This window comes from Methanobrevibacter sp. (genome assembly GCF_017410345.1).
Lineage (GTDB): Archaea > Methanobacteriota > Methanobacteria > Methanobacteriales > Methanobacteriaceae > Methanobrevibacter.
The window spans coordinates 1-26,498 of sequence record NZ_JAFQQZ010000014.1 but is presented as its reverse complement, the minus strand read 5'-3'; the positions used below and the strand labels follow the sequence as shown (position 1 = coordinate 26,498).

The window sequence follows — 26,498 nt, the reverse complement described above, 5'->3', positions numbered from 1 at the left end:
ATAAGTATAATAGGCTATAAAACAATCATTTATTAAGCATTATCAATTTACTTTAATTCAATCTATTTATTGAAATCCAATGGCTTATAGACTCCACCTACATCAATGATAGGAACAATTGCAGGTGTAGGCACAATGTTATAGATCTTCTGGAACTCAGTCTGAGTCTGGAAAGTCCCTGAGTTTATGCAGTGAATTCCATTATAGTTTGTATAGGTATTGATGTGAACATGGCCTGTATGCAATACGTCCGGAACCTTATCGATGACCAGATGGTCCTCAAGCTCTGAAGCAAGAGGGGTCTTGTCTCCATACAATGGAGCCAAATGCCTTTTGTTCAGGAATTCCCTCATTACAAGGTCATTTCTTTCGTGTGAGAAATCATTGGAACCCATCACCATATCGTCAATTCCCCTTCCATGGTAAATCAGGACTTCAAGGCCATCAAGGCTTACCATACTTGGATTTGAGAGGAATTCCACATTATTCAATTTGTATAATGACTTTGCATACTTTTCAGGAACAGCAGGCTGAGGCTCTGCCACTCTTGAGGCATCGTGGTTTCCAGGAGTGATGATGATCTTGATGTCGCTTCTAACGTCACCAAGCAAACGTGCGGCCTCATCGTATTGGAGTGTGATATCCTTGATTGCCAGTTCCTTGTCCTGGTTTGGATAGATTCCTATTCCATCCACAATGTCTCCGCCGACAATCATGTACTTGACATTGTTTGCCATTTCCCTTTGCTCTTCATTTCCAAAGTCACCATTCAGCCATCTGATAAATCTTACAAATGCATCCTCTAGGAATGTTGAGCTTCCAATGTGAATGTCTGATGTGAATACAGTACCGAAATCAACTTCCTTCCTGTCCTTTCTTGGAACTCCAGGATCTATGATGTTTTGACATATCGCCAATCTATTCTCGCCTTGGCCTGCCCTTTTCTGTGCAATCACTCCAATGACCTCATCTCTCATCAGGTTATTTGCAGCTCTGTAAAGCTCCTCATTGTCCTTGCTTACAAGAATCGGCATTGAACCTGTGTCATCTTCCACTTCAATGAGATAATGGCCGTTCTTGGTTGTCCTGATGTCTGTAATCATAACAATCAGGTTCAAGTCAGTCTGGTCATCGGTGATTTCATTGATCTTCTGCCAGGCCCTTAGCTCAGGCCTTTTTGACAGTATGCCGGATAATTTCTTATATCTGTTTTGGAAGTATTCGATCAGGTTTCCGATTTCACCGCTGGTGTAGGATTTGTTGCTTGTATCCTTGAGCACCTTGAATTTGTCGAACTTGACTTTTGATTCTGTAAGGTTTCTTTTGTATTTTATTTCAACATCCTTTGAAACTTCAGCCTCTTTGATTCTGACTACATCTTCACTTAGATAGGCCGTATTTGGCTTTGGAGTTTCCTTTGGTTTTTCCTCTATCTTTGGTTTATTGAGGTCTATGTCATTTTCTTCAGTCTTAGGCTTATCAAGTTCTATTTCTTTTTCCTCTATCTCTGGTTTATTAGGCTCTATTGCTTTTTCTTCGCTTTTTGAAGCCATTGTTTCTGTAGCTTTTGTTTGAGGCTTTGGAGACTCTTCCACTTTAGGACTTATGCCTAAGTCAATCCCTTCCATTCTTTTCAACGTTTCTACATCAACTGGAACCATCTCTTTGGAATAATTTCCGCTTTTCAGTTTCACGATTATTTCTGAACTTAAATTTATAGGATTTTTAGAGTTTTTGATTAAATCATAAGCCTCTGGAGATAATATTATCCCTTTCCTTGCAAATTTAATTAGAATTTCAGCAGTCATTTTAATCCTCTTCATTTTTTTTATCATTAGTAAATTCCAGATGAATTTTTTCTAGCATTTCACTAATTGAAACAGTTCCATTACATTCGAATATATTTTGATTTAAAGTCTCTAATTATATTATCTTCTTATTAGTTAATAAAATAATCTATATTGCATGATTTTTCGATAATTTTATTATATAAAAATAATATAAACTATATTATTATAAGATACTAACTATATGTCTTCGTCACATTTAAAGTTAATTGAAGCCTATGAAAAGTATGAATTTGTGAAAAGACATTTGAAAAAAGATTGCTTATAAAAAGATGATTTAAGAATTAATTCAAAAAGGTATATAAAATGAAAATTTCAAGAATAATACTTATACTATTGTTATTTATTGTATTTTTTGAAATAGGGCTATTCAGTTCCTATACTTTAGCGACTGGAGAAGTTCCTGATCCAGCAGAATTAATAGATATGCAGGTCAGCACTGTTACTTCAGTGTTCAGTCCTGACAATGTTGGCGGATTGCTCATCAAGGATCCGGACAATGTAAATGTTACAAATAAATATGAATTGGCTGACAAGCTATCCGAAGTGGCAGATGTTGATGGTGTCAATGTGGAAAACATGACCATAACTACAGTTGACGATATGGATAAGGATGAGTTCAATGTCACTGTTATCGCTTTTGGATATTCCAAGCCTAAAGGAAAATCAGGTTCAATCATAATCAATGGCGAACCGGATTATAAGATTATTGCTACAGCCACTGCTGAACATACCATTAATGGTCTTGAGGTTAAATTGGACACCTTGCAGATAGATTCAATCTTGAAAATATTTGATGCAAACGATAACAGTTATACCATCTTGGATGATGACTTCAACTCAACATCAAAGTCTTCAAGCTCAAAATCTAAGTCAAGTTCCAGCAGTTCCTCATCAAGCAGTTCCAGCTCTAGCAGCTCAAGTTCGAGCAGTTCCTCATCAAGCAGTTCCAGCTCATCCGATTCAGGATCAAGCTCCTCATCTGGTGGAGGCTCTAGTGGAGGTTCTTCCAGTGGAGGTTCCTCATCTGGCGGCGGCTCTTCTTCAGGTGGTTCCTCATCTGGTGGAGGCTCTAGTGGAGGTTCTACTGAATCCACTGGCTTATTAGTGCCTTTATTCAATTTATTTTAATTTTTTAGCTATTGCTAATGATTTTTAATTGTTATTATGATTTCTTAAAATACAAGATTATAGAAAAAAACACTCCTTAGAAAGGTGATATGATGATTAATCTTATTAATATGGGTTCTGACATAGGAAACCTTACTATCAATGCATTCAATGCCATAATCGAATCTGATGTCATAGTCAATTATGACAATATCGACATGTCAGATTTGGATACATATTTAAAAGGTAAGGAAATCATTTGCTTGGATGAGATTGAGTCTGTTGAAGATAGGGATACTGCAGGCATTGACTTGGATGAATCAGAGTCTATTGAAATTGAGGCAGATGTCTATTCCAGACTCAATGAAAAGTATTCCAAAATAGAACTGGCGGTTTCCAAATCTTCTGATAATAATGTATCAATAATATGCTCAAACGGCACAAAGATCTTTGGAATAGCCAATCTTTTGATTCAAATCACTTCAAAATACAACAATCTTGAATTGAAAATCTATCCGGCCGTATCTCCAATAGATTATAGCTCAGCTGTTTTGGGGGCTCCCTTCAATGATCTTGTAGCCATTGACTTGAACAATCCAATCTCATCAGATAGGGAACTCAGGAATAAGATCAGATTTGCCTTAAAGAGCAATCTTGTATTGTTCATTCACAATCCAGTCGGTGAAAATTTCAAAAAGCTGAAGAAGATTGTAGTTAAGTTCAACGATGAATTGCTCTCTGGAATTGTAAGGGATGATTATTCATATGAAATCTGCAAGTTCAAGGACATTGATGAGGAGAGCCTTGAAGAGGGCAGCTCTTTGGTCATTGGAAACAGGCTGACTCATGAATTGGAAGATTACATGGTCACTTCATCAGATTATATAGTCGAGCCTAAGTTCATTTCACAGAATATTGACTTCTTTGAAAGATATCTTAAGGATGAAACCCCTAAGGGCCTTGACTATGACTGTGAGTATCTTCCTTGCCATAAGACATTGGAGGCATGCGATTTCTGCTACTGTCCTTTCTATCCATGTGCTGATGGTGTAACCGGCGGCGAATGGATTAAGGATAAGGATGTTTGGAGTTGTCAGCACTGTGACTGGATTCATTTGGAAGAGCCATGCAAGGCAATCAGAAAAGGATTGGGAAAAATCCTTGAAGACAAGGATGACTTGAAGTCCAAGCACATTGAATTATTGAAATTGAGACGTGAATGTTTGCTTAAGACTTTAAAATAATGATTAATTAATTTATATTTTTAAATATTAGCTATTGACAATGAATAGTTAAAATTTAGTTAAACTTTAGATATTAGCTATTAGGAAATAGCTTGAAATCATACTTATTTATTACATATTAAAATTTAGAAGGTTTTTAAAATGCCAAGTGTAAAAGATATTTTAATTGAAATGAAAGATATGTCGGAATTGATGGTTGATTTAGCTTATTCTGCGGTTCTCTTCAACAACAAGGCAGCTGCAGAAGAGGTATTGACCCTTGAAAACAGGCTTAACAGCATGAATTATGAAATCAAGAAGCAATCTCTTGTGGCTGCACGTTCACTTGAGGATGCAGAGAAATTGACTACCTTGCTTGAGATTGCGGAAGCTGCCGAATCCATGGGTAATGCCGCAAAGGATTTGGCTGACTTGACATTGAAAGGATTCGAGCCACACCCAGTATTCAAGATGGTTATGGAAGAATCCGAAAAGAACATTATCCGTGTGAATGTTGAGGACAGTTCCGTATTGGCAAACCAGTCTTTAGGAGACTTGTTGCTCCTAAACCGTACCGGTATGAGAATCATCTCCATCAGACGTGGAGATTCCTGGATCTACGGCCCTGACAAGAACACCGTTATCCTTGCTGGAGACGTCTTGATTGCCAAAGGTTCTGAAACAGGAACTGAAATCATTGAAAAGTTAGCGGATGGAGAAATGCATTTAGAGGATTTAGGAAACATTGAAGAATTTATTGATGACGATTAATTTCATTCAATTGATTAATTGTAGTTTATAGTATTTGTTATCTATTGGTTATTGGTATTTAGAGTTTATACGAATTTACTTTCAATTAAATTATTTATTTAATATGTATGGATGTGACACTATGATGATAGGAGGTGAACCGGTTGAAAAGTCTAATGAAGATGATACGTCAATTTGGGGAATCTCTTATCAGCTTAGTTGTTAGCTTTATTCTATTTTTATTCAATGGCATAAAGTACATAGTCTCATTGCCTGCACGTTTTGTAAGCTATATTAGGGAATTCTTGGCTGATACTGATTCTGTTTTGAAGGAAAGCCTCATAGCACTTTCCATCTGTGCTGTAGGTGACTTGTGTGCAGGTATCATCTTAGGGAATATGGAGTTCTTCCTTAAGACCTATCCAGGCCTTATGGTAATCATTCCAGGAGCCATTGGAATGAGGGGAAACATCTTCGGATCATTCGGTTCAAGATTGAGCACTCATCTCCACATCGGTACCATATCCCCTGAATTCAAGAGGTCCGACCTTCTGGATGAGAACATCACAGCCTCATTGATATTGACTATGGTCCTTTCAGTATTGCTTGCAGTGATTGCAAAGATAATCTGTATAGTATTCAATTTCGAGAGCATAAGCATCTTTGACTTTGTCCTCATCTCCTTCATTGCAGGATTGATATCAACAATAATCATGCTTCCGATTACCATGTTCATTTCCCTCAAGAGCTTTGAAGGGGGCTGGGATCCAGACAATATCACAACACCTTTCATTGCAGCGGTAGGAGACTTCTTCACCTTGCCTGCAATCATATTAAGCGTTTTGATAGTGAACTTTGTAGGTTTCCATCCGTATGTGAAGATGGCGCTCTTTGCCTTGGTGATTTTGATTACATTGGTCTCACTTATTTCAGGATACACAGCTGAAAATGAGGTAAGGCACATTGTAAGGCAATCCACTCCAGTATTGTTCTTCTGTTCCATATTGGGAACCGTGGCAGGTGGAATATTGAACAATTCACTCAGCACATTGCTTAAGAACCAAACACTACTTACATTGGTTCCATTGTTCTCTGGTGAAAGTGGAGGATTGGTAAGCATATTAGGTGCAAGACTGTCTTCCGGTCTTCACTCCGGTCTTATCGACCCGGTCTTGAAGCCTAAGAAGCACACTATGGAAAACTTCATAGCCATTATTACCTTAGCCATTGTGATGTATCCTTTGATTGGATTTTTGGCTGAATCCTCTACCATAGCATTCAATAACATTGGTGTCGGATTCCTTCATTCAATCCTCATAAGCCTGATGGCAGGTATGATATTGATATTGATTATGCTCCTTGTGGTATTCTACATATCCACAATCTCATATAGAAGAGGACTTGATCCGGACAATATTGTGATTCCACTGTCTACAAGCCTTACAGATTCAATATCTACCTTGATTTTGATAGTGGTGTCTTTAGGTTTGTTGAGTTTCATATAGTCATGGTTTAAAAATAGCTGTTTTTTATCTTTCCATGACTTATTTATTTTACTTTATGATTTCTTTTTATTTCGTTACTTTTCCATTAGATTTAGTTACTTGTTTTCATCATTCCATGACTTTTCCATTTCACGCTTAAAGAATCCATGAACATTTTCAGCACCGAATATTTCTTCTTCCAATTCCCAATTGCAGGGATATAGGATAAATGGGTACTGCTGATTTCCACCGGCTCCCCCATGGCTTCCGATCAGTTCCTCAAATGCATAGACCTCATCGTTTTCAAGGTCATAGGCACTGTTTACAAGAATGTCTGGAACGTGTTCAAAGCTGTCTGTTCTCTTGAGTTTCCTGATTATGTTTTCACCGAACTTGTCAAGGAAATGCTCTCCATAATACTCTTCGCTTTCAAGATAGAATACATTATCATCTGAAAATACTATTGAGCCATACATATTGGATTTCACCAAAACAAATCCTATTCCATCATGATGGGCTAATGCCTTCAAGAGTCCAGGAAATGCATCTTCAATCTGTTCATATGTCATTCTGTTGGACCAATCTGTAAAATAGACCAATCCCAAATTCCCTGATGCAAGGACTATTGCCTGTGCGGTCTCATCACTGACTGTGGTCTTCTTTGAGAATCTGATCTTTAGGTCCAAGTCTGTTGAAATGCTGTTCAGCTTGTCGCTGAATGACTCATCGTCACTGAAGAAGCTATTGTCTCTTTTGAGCTTTTCCACGTATTCTGAAATCTTGGTCTTGTCCTTTATGTTTGAAAGCCTTTCCAATGGATGGATTCCAATGTTTGCATCTATCCTTTCCTTTGCGGTGTCCACTCTGGTGTCTATCCTTTCCCTTGTGTTTCCTATCTTTTCCTTTGCATTGTCGACTCTTGTATCGATTCTTTCCTTAGTGCTGTCAATTCTGGTGTCTATCCTTTCCACACCCTCTTCAAGATATGTGTCCAATGAATATTTACTTCTGAAATAGTCATCATTGGAGTGCAATATGCCGTGAATGCTGATGTTGTCTGGCAAGAGCTCGCTGACCAGGTCATTCAGGCTTATTTCATATTTCTGCTTGAATGTGATTCCATTTGTCTGGCCGTGATCTGATAGGATTATTAAGTTATAATCCCTTTCGGATTTTTCTATTGCCTTTTCTATACGTCTGAACTGTTTGTCAATCTGCCTTAGGGCATAGAATGCATCATAATCCTCCACTCCGCTATGGTGAGCTATTTCATCATAGCCCATATATGTTGCATAGATGGCATTGTAATGGCCTGCAAAGATGTCTCCGATTATTGTATATGTTGTTGCCTCCCTCATGGCCACATTTGTTCCTGCACGGGCGATGTAATATGCAAATCCTCTCCATTTGAGACGAGGCTGAACGTTTAAGAAGAGTTGCCTTATTCTTGAAATCACTTCCATGAATATGTCGGCAATGAACAGTATGAGGATTCTGGTAATCACATAAGGCCTTGAATATATATAGTACCAGCTTGTTGTCTTTATGCTTGCGGATTTTGTCAGATTGCTGAAAGTCAGGATGTGGTCTTCGGCATCTCCTGAAAACAGGTTGCTTCTGCTTGCGCCCTTATTTGAAAGGAGGCCCATTCCATTTGATATTCTCTTTTCGATGATTTCTGAGTTTTCCATTCCATTTGATGAGATAATAGTGTTGCCGTTGTCCTTTTCAAGCCAACGGAATGCTGGAATATTGCTATTGTTTCCATGGAGTATTCCTGCCTGTGAAGATGATGTCTGGCTTGAAAGGTCGGTTTCCCACCTTGTAAGCCTATGATTTCCATCCTCTATCCATTTTGATAGGGTGGGCATGTCTCCCCTTTCCAATGCCTTCCTTAATGTATTGTAGGACAGGCCGTCTATTTCAAGGAAGATGAAACCTTCCTTATCATTTGATTCCTTGTAGAGTGACTTCATTTCCTTTTCCAAAACGTTTTGATAATAGCTTTTGTCATCGTCGATATTTAAGATAAGTGAAAGGAAAGAGGATACCAGTCCAATGAAAAGAGGAATTGTATAGAGGGCTATTCCACTTATGTGGACCCCAGGTATGAAGAGGCTTATGATGTAGAGGAGTATTCCGTCGATGAGGAATGTTCCAAAACCAAGTGTCAATACAACAAATCTAAGTGAAAAATAGCTTAAAAGAGGCCATAATAGGGCATTCACCAATGATAAAAGCGCTATGACAAGAAATGCGGTTTCAAAGTTGGGCAAGCTTATTCCACCAAGGACATTGGTGACTGAAAAGAATATGGCCACCTCTAGAATTATATAGATGACGAATTTGATCAGTTCCTTCAAGTCTTCCTTTACTGTGCTTGCCATGTAAAAACCCATTTAATTATTTTTTTAATCTAATTTCAAATCAAATTAATTTAATTCTTATGAATATTGATATATATCCTTATATTTTAATATTATTCTATTAAAATGTTCTATAGTTAATTTGATTAAGTTTAAGGCATTATTTTCAATTTCATTTTTTGATAATTATAATTTAGGTATACCTAAATATTATATATGATGAACAACATATAAATCTTTATTAAGATTACTTAACCAATGACAATATTTATTATCTTATTTTTTTATAAATAATTCATATAATGATTTGATAATCAGATTTTAAGAAAATAGGTAAAAATTTTTATAATAATTTAATAATTCACGATTTAAAGAAATAGGTATAAAACTTTTATAATAATTTAATTTATTTAAGGGAGGTTCAAAAATGACAACAATGATAGAATTTGAAAACGTTTCCAGAATCTATAAGAGCGGAGAGCATGAGCTTAGGGCTTTGGACAATTTAAGCCTAAAGATAGATAAAGGTGAATTTGTTGTTATATTGGGACCATCCGGTGCAGGAAAATCCACATTGCTGAACCTTCTTGGGGGATTGGACAGCGCCACAAGCGGAAAGATAATTGTTGACGGACAGAACATCGTTGATTTCAATGATGATGAAATGACCAAATACAGGGCCAAAAGCGTTGGCTTCATCTTCCAGTTCTATAACCTGATTCCAAACCTTACAGCTAAGGAAAACGTTGAGCTGATGAAGGACATCACCGACGTTGACATTGATGGCGACAGGATTCTTGAATCCGTTGGCCTCAGCGGTCATGGAAACCAGTTCCCTGCCCAATTGTCTGGTGGTGAACAGCAAAGGGTATCCATTGCAAGGGCATTGGCAAAGGAGCCTGCAATGCTCTTATGTGACGAGCCGACAGGAGCTCTTGATTCAAATACAGGTGTCCTGATTCTTTCATTGTTGCAGGAGATGTGCCATAAGAAGGACACCACTGTGGTGATTGTAACCCACAACTCAAAATTGGCTGATGCGGCTGACAAGCTGATTAGAATCAAGAACGGTAGGATTGAAAGTGTAACAATCAATGAGAATCCATTGGATGTCAATCTTATCGAATGGTAGAATTTTTTGAATTCTTTTTAATTTGATTTAATGAATAGAATTTATTTTTTTTATATTAATTGAAAATAATTATTAATTTTTTTTATAATGTAAATGCGAATGCAGAACCAGAAGTGATAATATGAAGATGTTGTTTAGGAAAATGCTCAGGGACTTTAAGGATCATAAGGCCCAATTCATATCCATTTTTTTAATGGCTCTCATAGGAGTGTTTGCATTTACAGGAATCGCAGGTGAGGCTGCAGGAATAGTTGACGTTTCAACTCATTATTTTGAAGATACAAACCTTGCTGACGGATGGATCTATGGAGAGGAAATAGACGAGGACGTATTTTCCGAAATTAAGGGCATGGACCAGATCAAGGATGCCCAACGTGAGATGGTGGTTGAAACAGTTGCCAACTACTCTTCAGACCCTGATATCACATTGCATATTGTTGAAGGAAAGCAGAACATATCCAAGTTCTATCTTTTCAAAGGCAAGGATTTTGATGAAGATGATGAGGACGGAATCTGGATTGACAAGAGATTTTCAGACGGCCGTGACTTGGATGTTGGAGACAAGATCACCCTGAAATTCGATGGAAAGGAAGTCTCCAAAACAGTGAGGGGAATAATGTACTCCCCTGAATATGTCTATTACATTCAGGAAGGCAGTCTGCTTCCTGACTTCTCCCAAGTGGGATTTGCATACATGCCTGCCAAAGGAGCCGATTTTGAAGTCAAATACAATAGGATTGCCTTGGATGCATATGAGGAATTGGATGAGAAGGACTTCAAGTCAGACCTTGAGGAGACATTGGGCCAGAAGGCATATGTCCAGTATGGAGGCCATGACACAAATGTCGGATTGAAGACATTGGATGATGAGATATCACAGCATCAGATGTTTGCAGGAATATTCCCATCAATATTTGTGCTGGTATCACTTCTGACTTTGGTTACAACCATGTCCCGTGTGATCTCCTCCCAAAGGATGCAGATAGGTACCTTAAAAGCGATGGGTTATGGCAACAGGTCAATCATTCTTCATTATCTCTCCTATGGATTTGTCCTGACCCTGGCCGGTTCAATCATAGGGCTTGTATTGGGACCTTTGACAATTCCATATCTGTTCTATCCGACCATGTCTGCAACATATTCACTTCCAAGCTGGGGACCTTCATGGGACATAAGCTTCTTTGCAGTGGCTGCAATGATGGTCATTTTTGCCGTATTGGTGAGCTACATTTCCGTTAAGGGAATCAGCGAGGAGAATCCTGCAGAGACAATAAGGCCTAAGGCTCCAAAGCTTGTTAGTTCTGGATTAATTGAAAAGACAAAGGTCTGGAAGAAGTTCAGCTTCAATGAAAGATGGAACTATAGGGACGCAAAAAGGAATAAGATCAGAGCAATCATGAGCGTCTTCGGCGTATTCGCATGTGCGCTTCTTGTCATGTCCGCATTTGGAATGGTGGATTCAATCAATGATGTTGAGGATTGGCAATACAATCAAATCTACAACTACAATTCCAAGCTGATCTTGGATGAGAACATCACCGATGCCCAATTGGACCACGTATTGGAGGAGACAAATGGTGAGGGCATGATGGAAGAGGCCATCGAACTCAAGTATAAGGGAACCAAGAAGACAGGAACCCTTACTGTCATGAATGAATCGGAGTACTATAAGGTTACAGACAGCAATAGGAATTATATAACCATTGACCCTGACGGCATAGCAATTTCAGACAGGATGGCTGAAGTACTTGGAGTCAATGTCGGAGATAAGGTCAGATGGCATGTTGCAGGAAATCCTAAATGGATCGATTCCGAGATTACAGAAACCTATTCAATTCCTTTCGGCCAAGGACTGATAATGTCTCCAAAGACATTCGACAAGGAAGGTGGGGATGACTACAACTACAGTGCTAATGTTGTTCTGACTAAAGAGAAGGTCAGCAAGAATCACACTGGTGTAAGCAGCATCACAACAATGGAGGACATCAGAAGCGGATGGAGCATCATGACCGAGCCTATGGACATGATGGTCAGTGTTCTCACCACATTCGCAATTGTCCTGGCAGTTGTTGTTCTATACAATTTGGGACTATTGTCATTCACTGAGATTCAAAGGGAGCTTGCAACATTGAAGGTTCTTGGATTCAATTCAAAAAGCTTGAGAAGACTTTTGCTTACTCAAAACCTATGGTTCTCAACCATTGGATTCATTCTGGCAATTCCTGGAGCTTATCTTTTGATATCTGTCATGATGGGTTCAACAGGTGATGACTATTGCTTCCCAATCAACATTTACCTATGGAACTTCGTGTTGAGCTTTGTGATTACCTTCGGACTTTCCGTTCTTGTCAATCTGGCATTTTCAAGAAAGATTAAGAAAGTGAATATGGTTGAATCATTGAAGAGCAATGAATAATTTGATTTTATGGACTTCAGTCCATAAATTTTTCTCTTTTTCTATTTTTTTCAATATAATTATACTTTTTTTATTTCATTATAATTTTTCAATTTCACCATAGTTTACTATATAAAACTATATCTGTTAAAATCACTCTAATTTTACTTTTGTCTTATAAAATTGATTTAATTTTGTTAAAACAGACTTTAAATTTAGTTAACTTTAAATATAACTTTTTTTATAGAGTTAATTAGGAAATAAAAAATTTTAATCAATTTTTAAAATAGGTGATTTTTTGCTAATTCAAGAGAATGTTTTAGAAGATAACAAGGGGTGTGTATTGGACAATTTCAAGTTGGTGAACCGTGATGAGATAATCAATTTTATTGATGAGCATAACGGACTTTTGGAATTGATTGAAAAGTCATATCCTTTAGTAAGGAAATATTTTCCAAAATATTCCTATTGCTTATTATATTCAATTGACCCTGAAATTTTAAATCTTGAACATTTGATGTTATTTATCAATGGTGATGAGGATTTTTATGATGAGGATTGCTTGAGATTAAGAGATTTAGAAAAGGAAATAGATGATTTGAAAGTTTCTAATTGCAATGTTAAACCATTGCTTTTAGTTGATATATGATTTGATAAAAAGTGATATTATGTTGATAGAAGAAAATAAAAGAGATTGTGTTTTAGACAATTTTAAGTTAATTAATCTAGAAGAAATCATTAATTTTATTAGTTCAAATAATGGATTGTTAGAACTGTTGGAAAAGGTTTATCCATTGCTTAAATCTTATTTTCCCAATTGTTCTTATTCCTTATTATATGCTCCAGATCCTGAAATAAAAAGTTTTGAAGATTTGATGATATTTATTAAAGGAGATGAAAGGGAATATAAAAATAATCGTAAAAAATTATATGATTTGGAAAGAGAGATAGATGATTTGAAAGTTTCTAATTGTAAAGTTAAACGTTTGCTTTTAGTGGATGTGCTTTTATGACTTTTATTGGGAAAAATTTTATGATGTCGGTCTTTGCATGAAAAATATTTCCGAAAAGGAAGAATATCAGCGTTCTGCTGTAGGCCGTTTTTATTATGCCGCTTTTGGTTTAGTTAAGAATTATTATGAGGAAAACCATCATAAAACGGTTCCTTCTAATGATGGGCATTCTTTTTTAATAAATGAATTAGAAAAATCTTATGGAAGTGAGAAGAGTTTGGGTGAAAATCTGAGAAAAATGAGGAAATATAGGAATTTCGCAGATTATAATAATAAATTTTTCTTAAAAAACGTTGAAGGGACTGAAGAGATTTTTCATGAAATAGTTGGTTTGTTAAAAAACTTAAAAATGAATAAAAAAAGTAAATGAAATAATTACTCAAACCTATGAGTAATCAAGTTTCTTAAAATAGCCATTCTTACTGGAATTGCATTGGCTGCCTGTTCAAAGTACTTGTTGTACTTGGTGTCATCAACATCATATGCGATCTCATCCACTCTTGGAAGCGGGTGCATTACAATTAGGTCCTTTCCTTCGAGAAGATCCCTGTTGATTTGGTAGGCCCCTTTAATCTCCAGATATTCTTCCTCGTCAGGGAATCTTTCCTTTTGGATTCTTGTGACATACAATACATCGACATCATCAATGACATCCTTAAGGCTGTTTGTTTCCTTGTACTTGATGTTGCTTTCCTCAAGGTCATGCAATGTTTCCTTAGGCATCTTGAGTTCGTCAGGTGAGACGAAGGTCATTTCGACATCATAGAGTCCCAATGCATATGCAAGTGAATGCACTGTACGCCCATATTTCAAGTCTCCAAGAAGCGCAATATTGAGTCCATCTATCTTTCCGAAGTGCTTCTTGATTGTGTAGAGGTCCAATAATGTTTGGGTCGGGTGTTGGCCTGCACCGTCTCCTGCGTTGATTATTGGAATGTCAAGAATGTCTGAAAGGAATCTGGATACCCCTTCAAGGTCATGCCTTATGACGATAGCATCACAGTAGGATTCAAACATCTTTGCTGTGTCGGCAACGCTTTCGCCTTTGGCGACTGAACTGTGGGATGCCTCTCCAAGCTCAATGCATTCTCCTCCGAGCCTTTTCATGGAGGTTTCAAATGAAAGCCTTGTTCTTGTTGAAGGTTCGTAGAACAAGAGTCCCAATATCTTTCCCTCAAGCTCTCTAGATAGCTTCTTTGACTTGGCAACATCTTCCAGTTTGCTTGCTTCGTCCAAGATGAATTCTATTTCTTCCTTTTTAAAATCCTTTAATGAAATAAGGTTTTCGTGGCCAAATATGTTATTACACTCCTTAGATTTTACACTTGAAATACAAGTCTTGTTTTGTATTTTTTAAAGTTTTTTATAATATGTATCCCATCAATGCGAGAATGATGAATACAAGGATTCCTATAATGAATATTTTCATGCCTATCTTCATCATCCATTTCAATAGGCCGAATATTATCATCAATAGGATTGCTATTATTATTAGAGTCCAAATCATTGTTTCACCCTTTTTAATAGCATATCAAAAAACATTTAAAGCAATTCGTCTCCTTTGAACCATCCGACAACTGCGACAATGATTGATATGATTATTCCTAAAATGAATAATTTCCAACCGAAGTACGCTAACCATTTCAAGATAGCAAAGATTAAGAACAATACGATTGCTATAATACATACTTTATTAAGTTGCATTTTTTCACCTCTTTTTTAAATATCCTTTTTTATATAAAGGATATTCAATTATATATATTTTTTTTATTATTATAATAAGTTTATCGATTTATTTATTAATTTTACTCTTCTTTGATTAGATAGTTCTTCAATGTTCCTATGTCCTCAATTGTAATTTCAACGATTGAATCGGCTTCCATAGGTCCTACGCCAGGAGGAGTTCCGGTAGCTATTATGTCTCCCGGATTGAAGGTCATTGTCTGGCTGACATAGGATAGGATTTCCTGTGGTGAGAAGATCATCTGTGAAGTGCTTGAGTTCTGCTTGATTTCTCCATTTACCTTTGTTCTTATCTTTTGATTCAATGGGTCAAGTTCTGTTTCGATGAAAGGCCCTATTGGGGCGAATCCGTCACAGCTCTTTCCTCTTGTCCACTGGCCATCCCCAAGGGTGAAGTCCCTTGCAGTGACATCATTTATTATTGTGTATCCGAAGATGCATTCGCTTGCCTCTTCCGGGCTGACTTGCTTTGTTGTCTTTCCAATCACTGCAGCAAGCTCCCCTTCGTAGTCGATTCTACTTGATATCTTCGGATAGATTATGATATTGTCTGTTCTGTTTACTGTGGTGGATGGCTTTATGAATATGGTAGGCCTGTCAGGGAGTTCCTCATTCATTTCCTTTGCATGGTCCTTGTAGTTGAGGCCTATGCAGACTATCTTGGATGGATTTGTTGGCGCTTCTATTTCAATATCCTCTAGACTGTGTGTTTCCACAATGTTTTCTAGAATTGTTTTGATGTCCTTGTTGTGATAGTCCAGGATGTCTCCCTTAAGTTCGACTACCTTGTTTTCATCGTCCAGGAATCCTGATTTGATTGATTTGTCTTCGTTTAGACTGTCTACCTTGTTTTTGAATCTTAAGAACTTCATTTAATCACTAAAAAAAGAGAATAAGAATTATTTATAAGAATAATTCTTTCAAATTGCTTTTAATTATTGAATGATCCTTTCTATTGGAACCACTAATATGTCACGTGCACCTGCATTTCTAAGCTTGTTTACAAGCTCAAATACTTCATCCTCTCCAACTACTGCCTGAACTGCCACGGTCTCTTCAGATGATAAGACTTCAGACACTGTTGGCCCGCTCATTGCAGGCATGACCTTCTGGACTTCACAAAGGTCCTTTTTGGCTACGTTCATCATGACAAGCTTTTTCCTTCCTGCTTCAAGCACACCTTGGATTGATGTGCTTACAGCTTCTACAAGGTTTTTCTTATTCTCATATGAATCCTTGTTGGCTATTAGCTTAATTGAGCTTTCAAGTATTGTATCCACAATCTTCAAGTGGTTCATGTTCAATGTGGTACCTGTGCTTGTAAGGTCTGTTATGGCATCGGCTATTCCAATGAATGGAGCTATTTCAGTTGATCCTGTAAGCTTGACTATTTTGATGTCCAGATTGTTCTCTTCCAGGTATTTCCTTGTGAGATTTGGGAATTCTGTAGCTATTGTCATTCCGTCCTTAAGGTCTTCCTTTGATATTATTGGACTGTCATCCGGTGATGCAAGAACCAATTTGGTTGCTCCGAACTGAAGGTCAAGAAGTATTTCAACATCAACGTCATTTTCTTCTATGAGGTCGTATCCTGTGATTCCCATATCACAGATTCCCTCATCCACGAATTCAGGTATGTCTGCAGCACGTGCAAACATTACATCTATATCTTCATTATAGGTTTGTGAGAATAATTTCCTGTTTGTGCTGTCCTTTAGACCGAGTCCTGCCTTTTCCAATATCTTCACTGCAGGATCGCTTATTCTGCCCTTTGACGGCACCGCTATTTTAAGTTTCATATAATTCTTCCTAATTCTTTTTTTTAAGAAAATATTTTCATAAGCTAAAGTTTCTGTTAATTGTTTTTCTACATTTATTTTAGTTTTATTTCTATATAATGTTAATCGATATTCTTGAATTTTCACATATATTTGAATTGTTAAAAAATTGAAATTTTTTTATTCAAATTCAACTAATGAAAAATAAAATTTTATTTTTGTTTAATTTCAAATTATGCAAACTATATTTTTATTTCTTTTATAAATACTTAGAATTTCATTTGTACTTTTTATAGTTTATGTTTTTTAATTATAAATCATTACAATTAATTAATTCAAATTTCATATTCAAATATATCCTATTTTGCAAATTAAAGGCGTTATATGAGCTATTTTTTAGAAACCTTTATATACTAGTAAATTATAAGATAATATAGTACTTATGAAAAAAAGCTTGTTTAGCTAGTATTTTTTAAAAATACCAGATATAAACGGACTTTCACTAATAATATTGAAAAAATATTGCATTAGTAATAAGTATGTATTTTCAAATAAAAAATTATGGAGAATGATATTTATGGCAATTCCTGTAGCTCCTATTGGAAGAATCATTAAAGAAGCTGGTGCTGAAAGAGTAAGCGAAGACGCTAAAAAAGCATTAAGTGCATACATGGAAGAAGAAGCAGCAAAAGTTGCTAAAAAAGCTATCAAATTCGCTGCATTAGCAAAACGTAAAACCGTTAAAGCTGAAGACATTGAATTAGCTATTAACGAATTATAGCCAAGCTTTTACGCCCCTTCGGGGCGCAAAACCTTGACCAAAACTCTTTTCACTACTTTTAGTGAAATTGTTTTTACTTTTTTTGATTATTTTTTTGCATAATTTCAAATCACTATTTTTTAATTTCCATATCAATTATAATATTGATTTCTGATCGTTTTTTCTATTCTTATTAAAATATTACTCTAATTTTAAAATATTTTAAATGCTTAAAATATTGATTTAAGGTTGTAAAATTCTTTTTTGATTTAACAAAGACTATATATATCATTAAAAATAAAATTAAGTACATACATTCATGAATGTTTAAATCCCATGGTTTTATGGGATTAAAAAAATATAGGTTGTGATAAGATTGTCCATCAAATTTATGATGGCAGCTTTAAGCTGATCGCAAATGAAGATGTAGATGATTTTTTTGAATATTTAGGCATTCCATTCACTTTCAAGGAAAAACTTTCCGGAGAGCATATCGGCGGGGATTTAAGAAAAAGCCTGACAGATTTTCCAGTTTCCACCAATGAAAATGTAATTGTGGATCTTGAATTCGAATCACAGGATATCACTCTTGATGTGATATTGAAATGTTTAAGGTATTCATCTAAACTGGCCGAAGATTTTAAGAAACCGGTTTATATCTTTATTGTTAGCCTAAAGGAAGAACGAAATCATATCATTAGGTTTAAAACTAATTTATTAAACCAGTTTTATATATTTGTCATATCGTTAACCGCTAAAGACCAAAATAAAACTTTAAATACTTTAAAATCAAAAATAAAGAATAAAGAAAAGTTAATTGGGACTGATATAGTTGCACTAAAGCTTTTGCCAATTATAGACATTAAGCATAAGAGGAAAGTTTTGGTGGAATGCATATGGCTGTTAAATGAAATTGAAAATTTGTCCACAGAGAAGCTTAATGAAATTTTAAATATTTATTTAAATTATTTTCAAACTTGGTACGGAAAGGATGAGTTTTTAAGATTTTTTGGTGATTATATGGATTTTGGAAATTTAAGCCCAGGTGTTGTAGAAGTAATTCAACAGTACTGCTATGAAAAATGGCATGGTGAAGGTATAGAGGAAGGTAGAGTTAAAGGAATGTCTGAATTAAAATCTTCTATAAAAAAGATGATCAGCGAAGGTTGCACATTGGAAGACATTGAAAAGATAGTTAACGAATAAGAACAATTAATTATTTTTTTTAAACAATTTTGCTTTTACGATTTGACATCAATATTCCAATTGGATTGAAATTCTTATCTGCTTTTTATGGAAAAGTTTATATATAACAATAGTTATATTATAGTATAGAGAATTATAACAATTGTTATATTTTTTCTAAGGAAGAAATTTTAATCATTTCTAAAATTTCTTTTTTTTAACCAATTTTTATATCGCTCGAAAACACAAATCATAACACACAAACACGATATGATTAAAATAATGCAATCTCCAAAAATCTAGTTTCTTGTACAAGTCGAATCTCAATCATATTATTTTAATCATATTAACTTATTTTTTTATTTTTTTTAAACCAAATAATCAAAAATAAAATTATTTATATCTAATTTTTAAAAAATATTATTAGGTGACCATAATGAAATTTAAATATTTGTTCTTATGCTTAATGGTTTTAATCTTGGCATGCAGCATTTCAGCCATTTCAGCTGAAGATGCGACAATTGGGGATTACAGCTTCACAATCCCTGAAGACTATAACATTACAAACCAGAGCGATGATGTGATCCTTTTGGAGGATTCCGTTCAATACTACTCCCTTTCCATAACAGACGTCAAGGAAAAGATGGACAATGAGGAGATATTGAAAAGGCTCACCTCTCAAGGGTATGAATTGGAGAAGGAAGGAAATTCAACAAAGGGAATCTTCAATGTGACTGAATATACCTATAACTTCAAGGATGCATATTACGGATTCCTGTACATCTGTGAGGATGGGGACGACAAGCTTGTAGTCACCCATGGAACTGCAGGTGAGGACGAATACTTCATGGACGCTCCTGACTTCGATGTAAATGACATCTTGGATTCAATGGAGAAGAAATGATCTTTAATATTAGGGGAGTAAGAAAATGAAATACAAGATTTTGTTTTTGTTCCTGATGGTTCTGGTATTGGCATCCAATGTTTCAGCTGCGGAATCTGATGATGTTGGAATAATTGGAGATAAGGTCTTTACCGTACCTGAAGACTTTGAAATCATCAATATAACCAACCAGTATGCATTTTTGGAAAGTTCAGATAAGAATCAGACCATTGTCATAATGGTTAGGGATACAGATCCGGATAAGCTTTTTGGCATGTATGAACGTGCAGGATATGAATTCAATGGCACATTTGACACTTATCAAAGGGGAATCTATCATGTGAATGAGACAAGTTTTACATATCAGGATTTTATAGGATTGTACTTCGCTTGTGATAATGGAGATGACCGCGTTTACATCCTTCATAGCTTCTTGAATGAGGACGATTTCCCAGATGGCAAGGATAAGCTTATATTGGAGCTTATAAGTTCCTTGCAGGATAATTATTAATCAAGCTTTTACTCGCTTCGCTCGTAAAACCTTGACCAAAACTCTTTTCATTGAATTGTAGATTAAGATTTAATAAATTTTTATATAATAAAAAGAAAAATGTTTTAGGTGATAAAAAATGAGATTTAAATACATATTTTTAAGCTTGATGCTTTTGATATTGGTAGGAAGCATGACAGCCATTGCAGCTGAAGACGACTATGCTTCATTGGGAGACTATACATTTGACATACCTGAGGGTTATCAGATTGCTGATGAGGCTGACAACATGTTGGCATTTGAAGCTGATGATGACCATTCCGTAATTGTATATGCTTTGGATTCAGTAAGCGACCTTGACATCTTCAAGTCACTTCTTGACAATCAGGGATGCAAGTTTGCAGATGAGACTAGCTTTGAATCAGGAAGCTTCAATGTGGACCAATCCACTTACAGCTATATGGACACTAAAGGATACATGTATATCTGTGATGACGGATCAGGAACTCCTGTTCTAGTGGCTCTTGGAATACCTGACTCAGAGGATCTTCCTCAAGCAGATGACAATCCTGCTTATCAGGTTGTTAGTTCTTTAGAATAGATGGAGACATCTATTCCCTTTTCTTTTTTTGATAACATGAATAAAAAAATTTTTATTATAGTTGGTTTGATACTAATCTTATTTTGTAGTGTTTTAGCTATTTCTAGCTTTCAGACCAATCCTACTGAGTTAAATACTAATTTTACCATTCCAGATGGATATCATATTGCAAATCAATCCGATAACTTTGTTCTCCTTGAGAGTGATAGATATCATACAATTTCCATTTCAGCTATGGATCATGATACGGATAGGGATGTATTGAGGTATTCCCTTGAAAAGTCAATGTATGACTTCACATATCGGACCAATTACACCAAAGGGGATTTTGATATAGAGGAGAATTGGTACAATCAGGAGTATCAAAGGGGAATTTTGTATTTCTGTGACAATGGTGAGGAGCTGATTGTGATCAATTATAAGGGTCCTTTAGATGTGGATTTAGAGGATAGTCCTGTAGGGGTTATTTTGGATAGCTTAAATTAATTTTTTTTATTATTTGTCTCTTTTTTTCTAATAATTCTTTAATTCTTTTTTAAATTTATTTTAAAGTTCTATTTTTATTTTAACAATTTTTTATACGAGTTTACTATATAAAACTATTTATGAAAAAATTTTATATTTTATAAATATTAAACTATATATTAAATATTTCAATTCTAACTAATTTTTTTATAATATTCTTATTGTAAAGATAGGGTGATATAATGGCAAAATTTGGTTATGAAAACTCTATAGAAAATTTCAAAAATGATGATTCAAATTTTATTTTAGGTGAATTAACTAAGAATTACGAATTTTATGAATTAAATGATCTTCAAAAAAATGCATGGATTGATCAAATAAAAATTTTAAAAGACCAGTTATCTCCTTTTCTTTCTGGAAACATTATATTTGAATATAAAATACCAAGAATGGGGGCAATAATAGACAACGTTCTTTTAATTGATGGATTAGTTTTTATTATAGAATTTAAGGTTTGGGAAGAAGAATATAAAAAAGCAGATATTGATCAATTAGACAATTATATAAAAATTTTAAAGAATTATCATTTTGAAAGTAGAGATAAAATTCTTGTACCAATTCTTGTTGCAACTGAAGCAGACACTATAGAAAATCATTTTGAAAAAGATGAAAATGATATTTTTGGAATTATTAAAGCTAATAAACACAATTTATCAAATATTATTTCTCAAATTTGTAGGGATTATAGAACAAATGCTGACTTAACTAATTGGTCTAAATCAAAATATGCTCCAACACCAAGTATTTTACAAGCTGCAAGAGAATTATATGAAACTCATGAAGTTAAGGATATCCATCAGAGAAGTTCTGATGACTTGTTTTTAGATGAAACACAAGATACTATTGATAGAATTATCGATGATTCTATTAGATTAAACCAAAAATCCATTATATTTTTGACAGGTGTTCCAGGAGCAGGTAAAACATTGGTTGGATTGAATATTGCTACAAAAAGAAGTGTTAATAATAAAGAGCCTGCTGTATTTTTATCAGGTAATGGGCCTTTGGTAAGAGTTTTACAAGAGGCATTGTCAAGGGATAGTCATCAAAGAAATAATATCAGTAAAAAAGAAGCTAGATTAAAAGTTATTTCATTTATACAACCAATTCATCAATTTAGGGATGATGCAATCAATGATGAATTAACTCAGCATGAAAATATTGTAATCTTTGATGAAGCACAAAGAGCTTGGACAAAAGAGCAGACTGCAGATTTTATGAAAAGGAAAAAAGGCATACCTAATTTTGAAATGTCTGAACCTGAATTTTTAATAAGTATTATGGATCGCAAAGAAGATTGGGCGGTCATTATATGTTTAGTTGGTCAAGGTCAAGAAATTAATAAAGGTGAAGCAGGAATTAGTGAATGGTTTAAAGCATTACAAAATAGATACCCGCACTGGAATATTTTTGCTTCAAAAGAAGATTTGCAATTAAATGAAGAATTTAATGAATTAGAGGTATATGATGAAGATAGCTTGTATCTCTATAGTACAATAAGATCATTAGATGCTCCAAATTTACCTAAATTTGTAGAATATTTATTAGATAATGATAAGGATAATTCAAGGAGAATATTAAAAGAGTTCAATGATGATTTTCCATTATTCATTACTAGAAATTTGAAAGATGCTAAAAAATGGATTAAGAAAGTTGCTTCTGAAGAAACTGATGAAGTCAGGTATGGATTATTAGCACAGTCAAATGGGTTACGATTAATACCTGATGGAATATTTGTTAAAAATAATATTGATGTAGAATCATGGTTTTTAAATGACACTGATGATATTAGAAGCTCAAATCATTTAGAAATTGCTGCAACTGAATTCGATATTCAAGGATTGGAAATAGATTATTCTATTGTAGGTTGGGATGCAAATCTTAGATATGTAGATGGTGAGTTTCAGCATTATAAATTTTCAGGCACAAAATGGAATAAAATAAGTGATAATAATTTAACTGGTAAAAACTATTTGATAAATTCATATAGAGTTATATTAACAAGAGCTCGTAGAGGAATGGTAATTTTTGTCCCTGAAGGTGATGATGACGATAAAACTAGATTAAAAGAGTTTTATGATGGAACTTATGAATATTTAAAAAGTATTGGAATAAAAGAGTTGGAAATAAATTAGTTTTTCCAAATTTTTTATCCTATTATTTTATTCAATTTTCAGTTAATTAAATTAATAATATTTATTTTACTATTATTTTAATAGAGGCCATATTTAATTTAATTAAATCTAAATTAAAAAATATTATTTTTTATCTACATCATGTATAGTTAATACCTTCTTCTTCTACCAACTACCCTACCAAACTGATTGTTCTCCTTGATTAGGTCACCATCGATATAGTACTTAGGTCTTCCATACATTCCTTCCCTTATATAGTTTCCATCAATATGATAGACAGGTCTTCCGAATTGGTTCTTTTCCCTGATTATGTCTCCATCGATATAGTATTTAGGTCTTCCATACATTCCTTCCACTATATAATTTCCTTCTGTGGACACTGATGGCTTGCCGAACATTCCCTCGACGATTACCTCTTTGTGGTATTGGTCATCATCTTCATCTTCATCTTCATCTTCGTAATCGTCATATGGTGATGGCTCATAATATGGTTCATCATCTTCAATGGGGTAATAATATTCCTCTTCATCTTCAGCCTTGGTGGTATAAGATATGTTTTCCTCTTCAATCTCATCCGCGCTTACGGATTCCACATCCTTTAGAGGTGAGTTGATTCTTTGGAGATATTCATTGTAGCTTTCCCCTTCCAGTTTATTGTATTTCCTGTGGGATTCCTTTAGATAGTGCTTGTATTTCTCTTCGTGTTCAACTAATCTGGTTCCGCATTTTATGCAGAACTTTTGATCACGCCCTATCAGCTTGGCTCCACAGTTATAGCAGTAGTTCATTTTTTACCCCTTCACTTGATTTTTAATTATTTCAGGATGTAGATGCTCATGTTTTCAGGGTAGGTGAGTTAATTCTATTACCTATAGAGAGTCATGTTATCTGACTTAGGGAGTTCATTTACCTTTCTGCATATGAATTCGATTTTCTTGACTTTGAATTTGAGATCCTTTGTCAGATTTGACATGGCTTCGGATAGGTCTGGAACTCCTCCTTCGAAATCCATTTCACTTAATCTTATCTCATCACCAACCGCAACTGAAAACATTCGGTTCTTGCTGTATAGGCATGCCTTTACAAGAGGTATCACCATCTGATTGTAGGCCTTGTCACTTTCGGATAGGGAGGCGCTCTCTGTAAAGTTTTGGGCATCTATGTTCTCATAAGTTATGATTCTATCAAAATTGGTTCCATCTATAGGTATCTTATTAGGGAAAGGAACTTGCTTGTCTAGGACATTGTAATCCACTATCATATGATTCTCATTGTTGATTCCGCTGGAGTTGTCATAGGTGATTGTGATTATGTCACCGCCAAAGCAGCAATCCAATAGTTCCTTGACGGATTCTGCTTCATAAGTGTATTCTAAATTATCATTTTGAGTCAGGACAATATTCCTTTCAGTGTTCTTGGAAACGTCAACGACAGTGTAGCTGATCTTCCTGATATCACTCTTTTGAAGGCCTTGCATTTTATCTGATGCGTTTTTGTTTAAATACGGGTCATTGACAATCTTATTTGCAGCGTCCCTCACTTCACTGCTTTCATCGTTTTGTCCTACCTCCTCAAGGAAATCTATATATTCCTTATTGACATCGTAATGGTCCACATAAGCTTCTTCGTCTGCAAATTCTTCTCTAAAGTAGATTATATCTTTTTTTAGTCCTTCAACTGCAGCCATTCTTACTTTCCAGTCAGGATCATTCAGGATAATCTCTTCAAATAGCCGTGGTATATCCAGATTTTGGACAGCCATTATCCTTATGTCACTGTCTGGATCATTTTCTGCAATTCCTCTTAGAATTTTCTGTTTATCCTCATCCTTTTTATCGCTGTTTAGAAGTTCTTCAATACCTTCCATTCTTACCTGTGGGTCTTTATCATCCCACTTATTCTTTTTTAGTTTGTCAAATAAGCCCATCCTATCACCTAATAACTATTCTCTAGTCTTTTTTAGCATTAACTACTTAAATGGGAGTTTGTTTATGAATGTATTTATAAATATCTATTTAGTTTTCATATAATAATGATATAACAATAAAAAAATTCATTCATCATTCCACAAACAAGAAATTATCTTTAGCTATTCATGATTTGAGGTCAATATTGTGGTGAACTTGTAAAATTGTAGTCGTTTCGTTATTTATGATTTGAGGTCAATGTTGTGGTGAACTTGTAATATTATAATGGTTTCGTTTTTTGTGAGATTAGGCTAATATTATATTTATTTCGTAATTTACGTTTTAGTTTTAATTTTTCAATTTGAGGTCAATATTATATTTATTTCGTAATTTACGATATTAAGTCAATATTTTAATCATTTTGTAATATTATAATGGTTTCGTAATTTACGATTTGAGGTCAATATTGTAGTGAACTTGTAATATTGTTTTCATTTCGTTTTTTACAGTTTCAAGTCAATATTGTAGTGATTTTGTAATATTATAATGGTTTCGTAATTTAGGATATTAAGTCAATATTGTAGTGATTTTGTAATATTATAATGATTTCGTAATTTATGATTTGATGTCAATATTGTGGTGAACTTGTAAAATTGTAGTCACTTCGTAATTTACGATATTAAGTCAATATTTTAATCATTTTGTAATATTATAATGGTTTCGTAATTTATGATTTGATCTCAATGATATGGTGGACTTGTAATATTATAATTATTTCGTAATTCTGAAATTGTTTTAAAAAAATAGCTTATTGGAATTCAAGTTGCTTGAATATTCTTTCCATACTATCACCTCTTAAAGGATATATAAGCATTTCTGCTGAAATCATCGATTCCATTTGATTTTGAAAATCTGACCATATGCTTATATATTTCATTGCGTGCTGAATTTAGGATCTCCTTGCTGGTTCCATTCAGATTGTTGAAATGATAGATATAGTCAACTGTATCAATGTCCGGCTCTTCCACAATGGTGAAATCTCCCAGAAAATCGAATTTTTCGCTGAATTTTCTTAGCTCTTCTGTGTAGATCCTTTTTGACTCTTCCATTTCCATTCGGAATTCATCTATTTTTAGCATGTTTTCACCTCCCTTTTTATTTTTTATTTTTT

Annotated in this window: 26 protein-coding genes; 16 read left to right on the top strand and 10 right to left on the bottom strand. The window is 34.7% G+C overall.

Translation table 11 applies throughout. The features are described 5' to 3' along the window. Nucleotides 1–62: 62 nt before the first annotated feature. On the bottom strand, nucleotides 63–1,808 hold the full coding sequence (locus IJE13_RS01490) for a DNA-directed DNA polymerase II small subunit (protein ID WP_292776220.1): 1,746 nt from the start codon (nucleotides 1,806–1,808) through the stop codon (nucleotides 63–65). 345 nt (nucleotides 1,809–2,153) lie between these two features. Between IJE13_RS01490 and IJE13_RS01485 the strand changes: the two genes are divergently transcribed. The 4 genes from IJE13_RS01485 (at nucleotide 2,154) to IJE13_RS01470 (ending at nucleotide 6,435) form a co-directional block, all read left to right on the top strand. Further along, nucleotides 2,154–2,978 carry a hypothetical protein gene (locus IJE13_RS01485; protein WP_292776218.1) on the top strand — a complete coding sequence of 275 codons (825 nt, stop codon included), beginning with the start codon at nucleotides 2,154–2,156 and terminating at the stop codon, nucleotides 2,976–2,978. A 92-nt stretch (nucleotides 2,979–3,070) separates the two neighbouring features. Continuing rightward, nucleotides 3,071–4,201, top strand: a complete 1,131-nt coding sequence (locus IJE13_RS01480) for a cysteine-rich small domain-containing protein (protein WP_292776216.1) — start codon at nucleotides 3,071–3,073, stop codon at nucleotides 4,199–4,201. 141 nt (nucleotides 4,202–4,342) lie between these two features. Further along, the gene (locus IJE13_RS01475) at nucleotides 4,343–4,951 is read left to right on the top strand and encodes a potassium channel family protein (protein WP_292776215.1); all 609 of its coding nucleotides are present in this window, start codon (nucleotides 4,343–4,345) and stop codon (nucleotides 4,949–4,951) included. 155 nt (nucleotides 4,952–5,106) lie between these two features. Then, complete coding sequence (locus IJE13_RS01470; RefSeq protein WP_366514841.1) at nucleotides 5,107–6,435, top strand: magnesium transporter; 1,329 nt, start codon at nucleotides 5,107–5,109, stop codon at nucleotides 6,433–6,435. 95 nt (nucleotides 6,436–6,530) lie between these two features. Here the strand turns inward: IJE13_RS01470 and IJE13_RS01465 are convergent, their stop codons facing one another. After that, nucleotides 6,531–8,801 (bottom strand): phage holin family protein, encoded by a 2,271-nt coding sequence (locus IJE13_RS01465; protein WP_292776211.1) that lies wholly within the window; start codon nucleotides 8,799–8,801, stop codon nucleotides 6,531–6,533. 406 nt (nucleotides 8,802–9,207) lie between these two features. Here IJE13_RS01465 and IJE13_RS01460 point away from each other — a divergent pair, with 406 nt between their 5' ends. From IJE13_RS01460 to IJE13_RS01440, 5 genes are all read left to right on the top strand, one after another. Further along, entirely contained in the window at nucleotides 9,208–9,912 is a 705-nt protein-coding gene (locus tag IJE13_RS01460) for an ABC transporter ATP-binding protein (protein ID WP_292776209.1), read from the top strand. Nucleotides 9,913–10,033: 121 nt separating this feature from the next. Next, nucleotides 10,034–12,328 carry an ABC transporter permease gene (locus IJE13_RS01455; protein ID WP_292776207.1) on the top strand — a complete coding sequence of 765 codons (2,295 nt, stop codon included), beginning with the start codon at nucleotides 10,034–10,036 and terminating at the stop codon, nucleotides 12,326–12,328. A 277-nt stretch (nucleotides 12,329–12,605) separates the two neighbouring features. Next, a complete protein-coding gene (locus IJE13_RS01450; protein WP_292776205.1) occupies nucleotides 12,606–12,956 on the top strand; it encodes a hypothetical protein in 351 nt (116 codons plus the stop codon). A 19-nt stretch (nucleotides 12,957–12,975) separates the two neighbouring features. Further along, nucleotides 12,976–13,320 carry a hypothetical protein gene (locus tag IJE13_RS01445; protein ID WP_292776203.1) on the top strand — a complete coding sequence of 115 codons (345 nt, stop codon included), beginning with the start codon at nucleotides 12,976–12,978 and terminating at the stop codon, nucleotides 13,318–13,320. A gap of 37 nt (nucleotides 13,321–13,357) precedes the next feature. After that, nucleotides 13,358–13,690: a HEPN domain-containing protein gene (locus IJE13_RS01440; RefSeq protein WP_292776201.1), complete on the top strand. Its 333-nt coding sequence runs from the start codon at nucleotides 13,358–13,360 to the stop codon at nucleotides 13,688–13,690. Between the two features lie 5 nt (nucleotides 13,691–13,695). Here IJE13_RS01440 and pyrB read toward each other — a convergent pair whose 3' ends face one another. From pyrB to hisG, 5 genes are all read right to left on the bottom strand, one after another. After that, nucleotides 13,696–14,619, bottom strand: coding sequence for an aspartate carbamoyltransferase (gene pyrB / locus IJE13_RS01435; RefSeq protein WP_292776254.1), 924 nt, complete (start codon nucleotides 14,617–14,619; stop codon nucleotides 13,696–13,698). Nucleotides 14,620–14,683: 64 nt separating this feature from the next. Next, a complete protein-coding gene (locus IJE13_RS01430; RefSeq protein WP_292776199.1) occupies nucleotides 14,684–14,827 on the bottom strand; it encodes a hypothetical protein in 144 nt (47 codons plus the stop codon). A 35-nt stretch (nucleotides 14,828–14,862) separates the two neighbouring features. Beyond that, nucleotides 14,863–15,024, bottom strand: a complete 162-nt coding sequence (locus IJE13_RS01425) for a hypothetical protein (RefSeq protein ID WP_292776196.1) — start codon at nucleotides 15,022–15,024, stop codon at nucleotides 14,863–14,865. A gap of 101 nt (nucleotides 15,025–15,125) precedes the next feature. Continuing rightward, nucleotides 15,126–15,935, bottom strand: coding sequence for a fumarylacetoacetate hydrolase family protein (locus IJE13_RS01420; RefSeq protein ID WP_292776194.1), 810 nt, complete (start codon nucleotides 15,933–15,935; stop codon nucleotides 15,126–15,128). A 63-nt stretch (nucleotides 15,936–15,998) separates the two neighbouring features. Further along, nucleotides 15,999–16,862, bottom strand: a complete 864-nt coding sequence (gene hisG / locus IJE13_RS01415; RefSeq protein WP_292776192.1) for an ATP phosphoribosyltransferase — start codon at nucleotides 16,860–16,862, stop codon at nucleotides 15,999–16,001. 556 nt (nucleotides 16,863–17,418) lie between these two features. On the opposite strand from hisG, the gene IJE13_RS01410 reads away from it, so the two are divergent. The 7 genes from IJE13_RS01410 to IJE13_RS01380 all read left to right on the top strand — a co-directional run bounded on the left by IJE13_RS01410 (nucleotide 17,419) and on the right by IJE13_RS01380 (nucleotide 23,420). Next, on the top strand, nucleotides 17,419–17,622 hold the full coding sequence (locus IJE13_RS01410) for a histone (protein WP_292776189.1): 204 nt from the start codon (nucleotides 17,419–17,421) through the stop codon (nucleotides 17,620–17,622). A 999-nt stretch (nucleotides 17,623–18,621) separates the two neighbouring features. Continuing rightward, on the top strand, nucleotides 18,622–18,807 hold the full coding sequence (locus IJE13_RS01405; protein WP_292776187.1) for a hypothetical protein: 186 nt from the start codon (nucleotides 18,622–18,624) through the stop codon (nucleotides 18,805–18,807). A 415-nt stretch (nucleotides 18,808–19,222) separates the two neighbouring features. Continuing rightward, nucleotides 19,223–19,690, top strand: a complete 468-nt coding sequence (locus tag IJE13_RS01400; protein ID WP_292776184.1) for a hypothetical protein — start codon at nucleotides 19,223–19,225, stop codon at nucleotides 19,688–19,690. Nucleotides 19,691–19,715: 25 nt separating this feature from the next. Further along, nucleotides 19,716–20,180 carry a hypothetical protein gene (locus IJE13_RS01395; RefSeq protein WP_292776181.1) on the top strand — a complete coding sequence of 155 codons (465 nt, stop codon included), beginning with the start codon at nucleotides 19,716–19,718 and terminating at the stop codon, nucleotides 20,178–20,180. A gap of 118 nt (nucleotides 20,181–20,298) precedes the next feature. Next, a complete protein-coding gene (locus IJE13_RS01390) occupies nucleotides 20,299–20,760 on the top strand; it encodes a hypothetical protein (protein ID WP_292776179.1) in 462 nt (153 codons plus the stop codon). Between the two features lie 36 nt (nucleotides 20,761–20,796). Next, nucleotides 20,797–21,246, top strand: coding sequence for a hypothetical protein (locus IJE13_RS01385; protein WP_292776177.1), 450 nt, complete (start codon nucleotides 20,797–20,799; stop codon nucleotides 21,244–21,246). Nucleotides 21,247–21,467: 221 nt separating this feature from the next. Further along, a complete protein-coding gene (locus tag IJE13_RS01380) occupies nucleotides 21,468–23,420 on the top strand; it encodes a DNA/RNA helicase domain-containing protein (protein ID WP_292776174.1) in 1,953 nt (650 codons plus the stop codon). A 149-nt stretch (nucleotides 23,421–23,569) separates the two neighbouring features. Here IJE13_RS01380 and IJE13_RS01375 read toward each other — a convergent pair whose 3' ends face one another. From IJE13_RS01375 to IJE13_RS01365, 3 genes are all read right to left on the bottom strand, one after another. Then, nucleotides 23,570–24,208 carry a hypothetical protein gene (locus IJE13_RS01375; RefSeq protein ID WP_292776171.1) on the bottom strand — a complete coding sequence of 213 codons (639 nt, stop codon included), beginning with the start codon at nucleotides 24,206–24,208 and terminating at the stop codon, nucleotides 23,570–23,572. Nucleotides 24,209–24,285: 77 nt separating this feature from the next. Continuing rightward, nucleotides 24,286–25,347, bottom strand: coding sequence for a HEAT repeat domain-containing protein (locus IJE13_RS01370; protein WP_292776169.1), 1,062 nt, complete (start codon nucleotides 25,345–25,347; stop codon nucleotides 24,286–24,288). Between the two features lie 828 nt (nucleotides 25,348–26,175). Then, a complete protein-coding gene (locus tag IJE13_RS01365) occupies nucleotides 26,176–26,466 on the bottom strand; it encodes a hypothetical protein (RefSeq protein ID WP_292776167.1) in 291 nt (96 codons plus the stop codon). Nucleotides 26,467–26,498 lie beyond the last annotated feature (32 nt).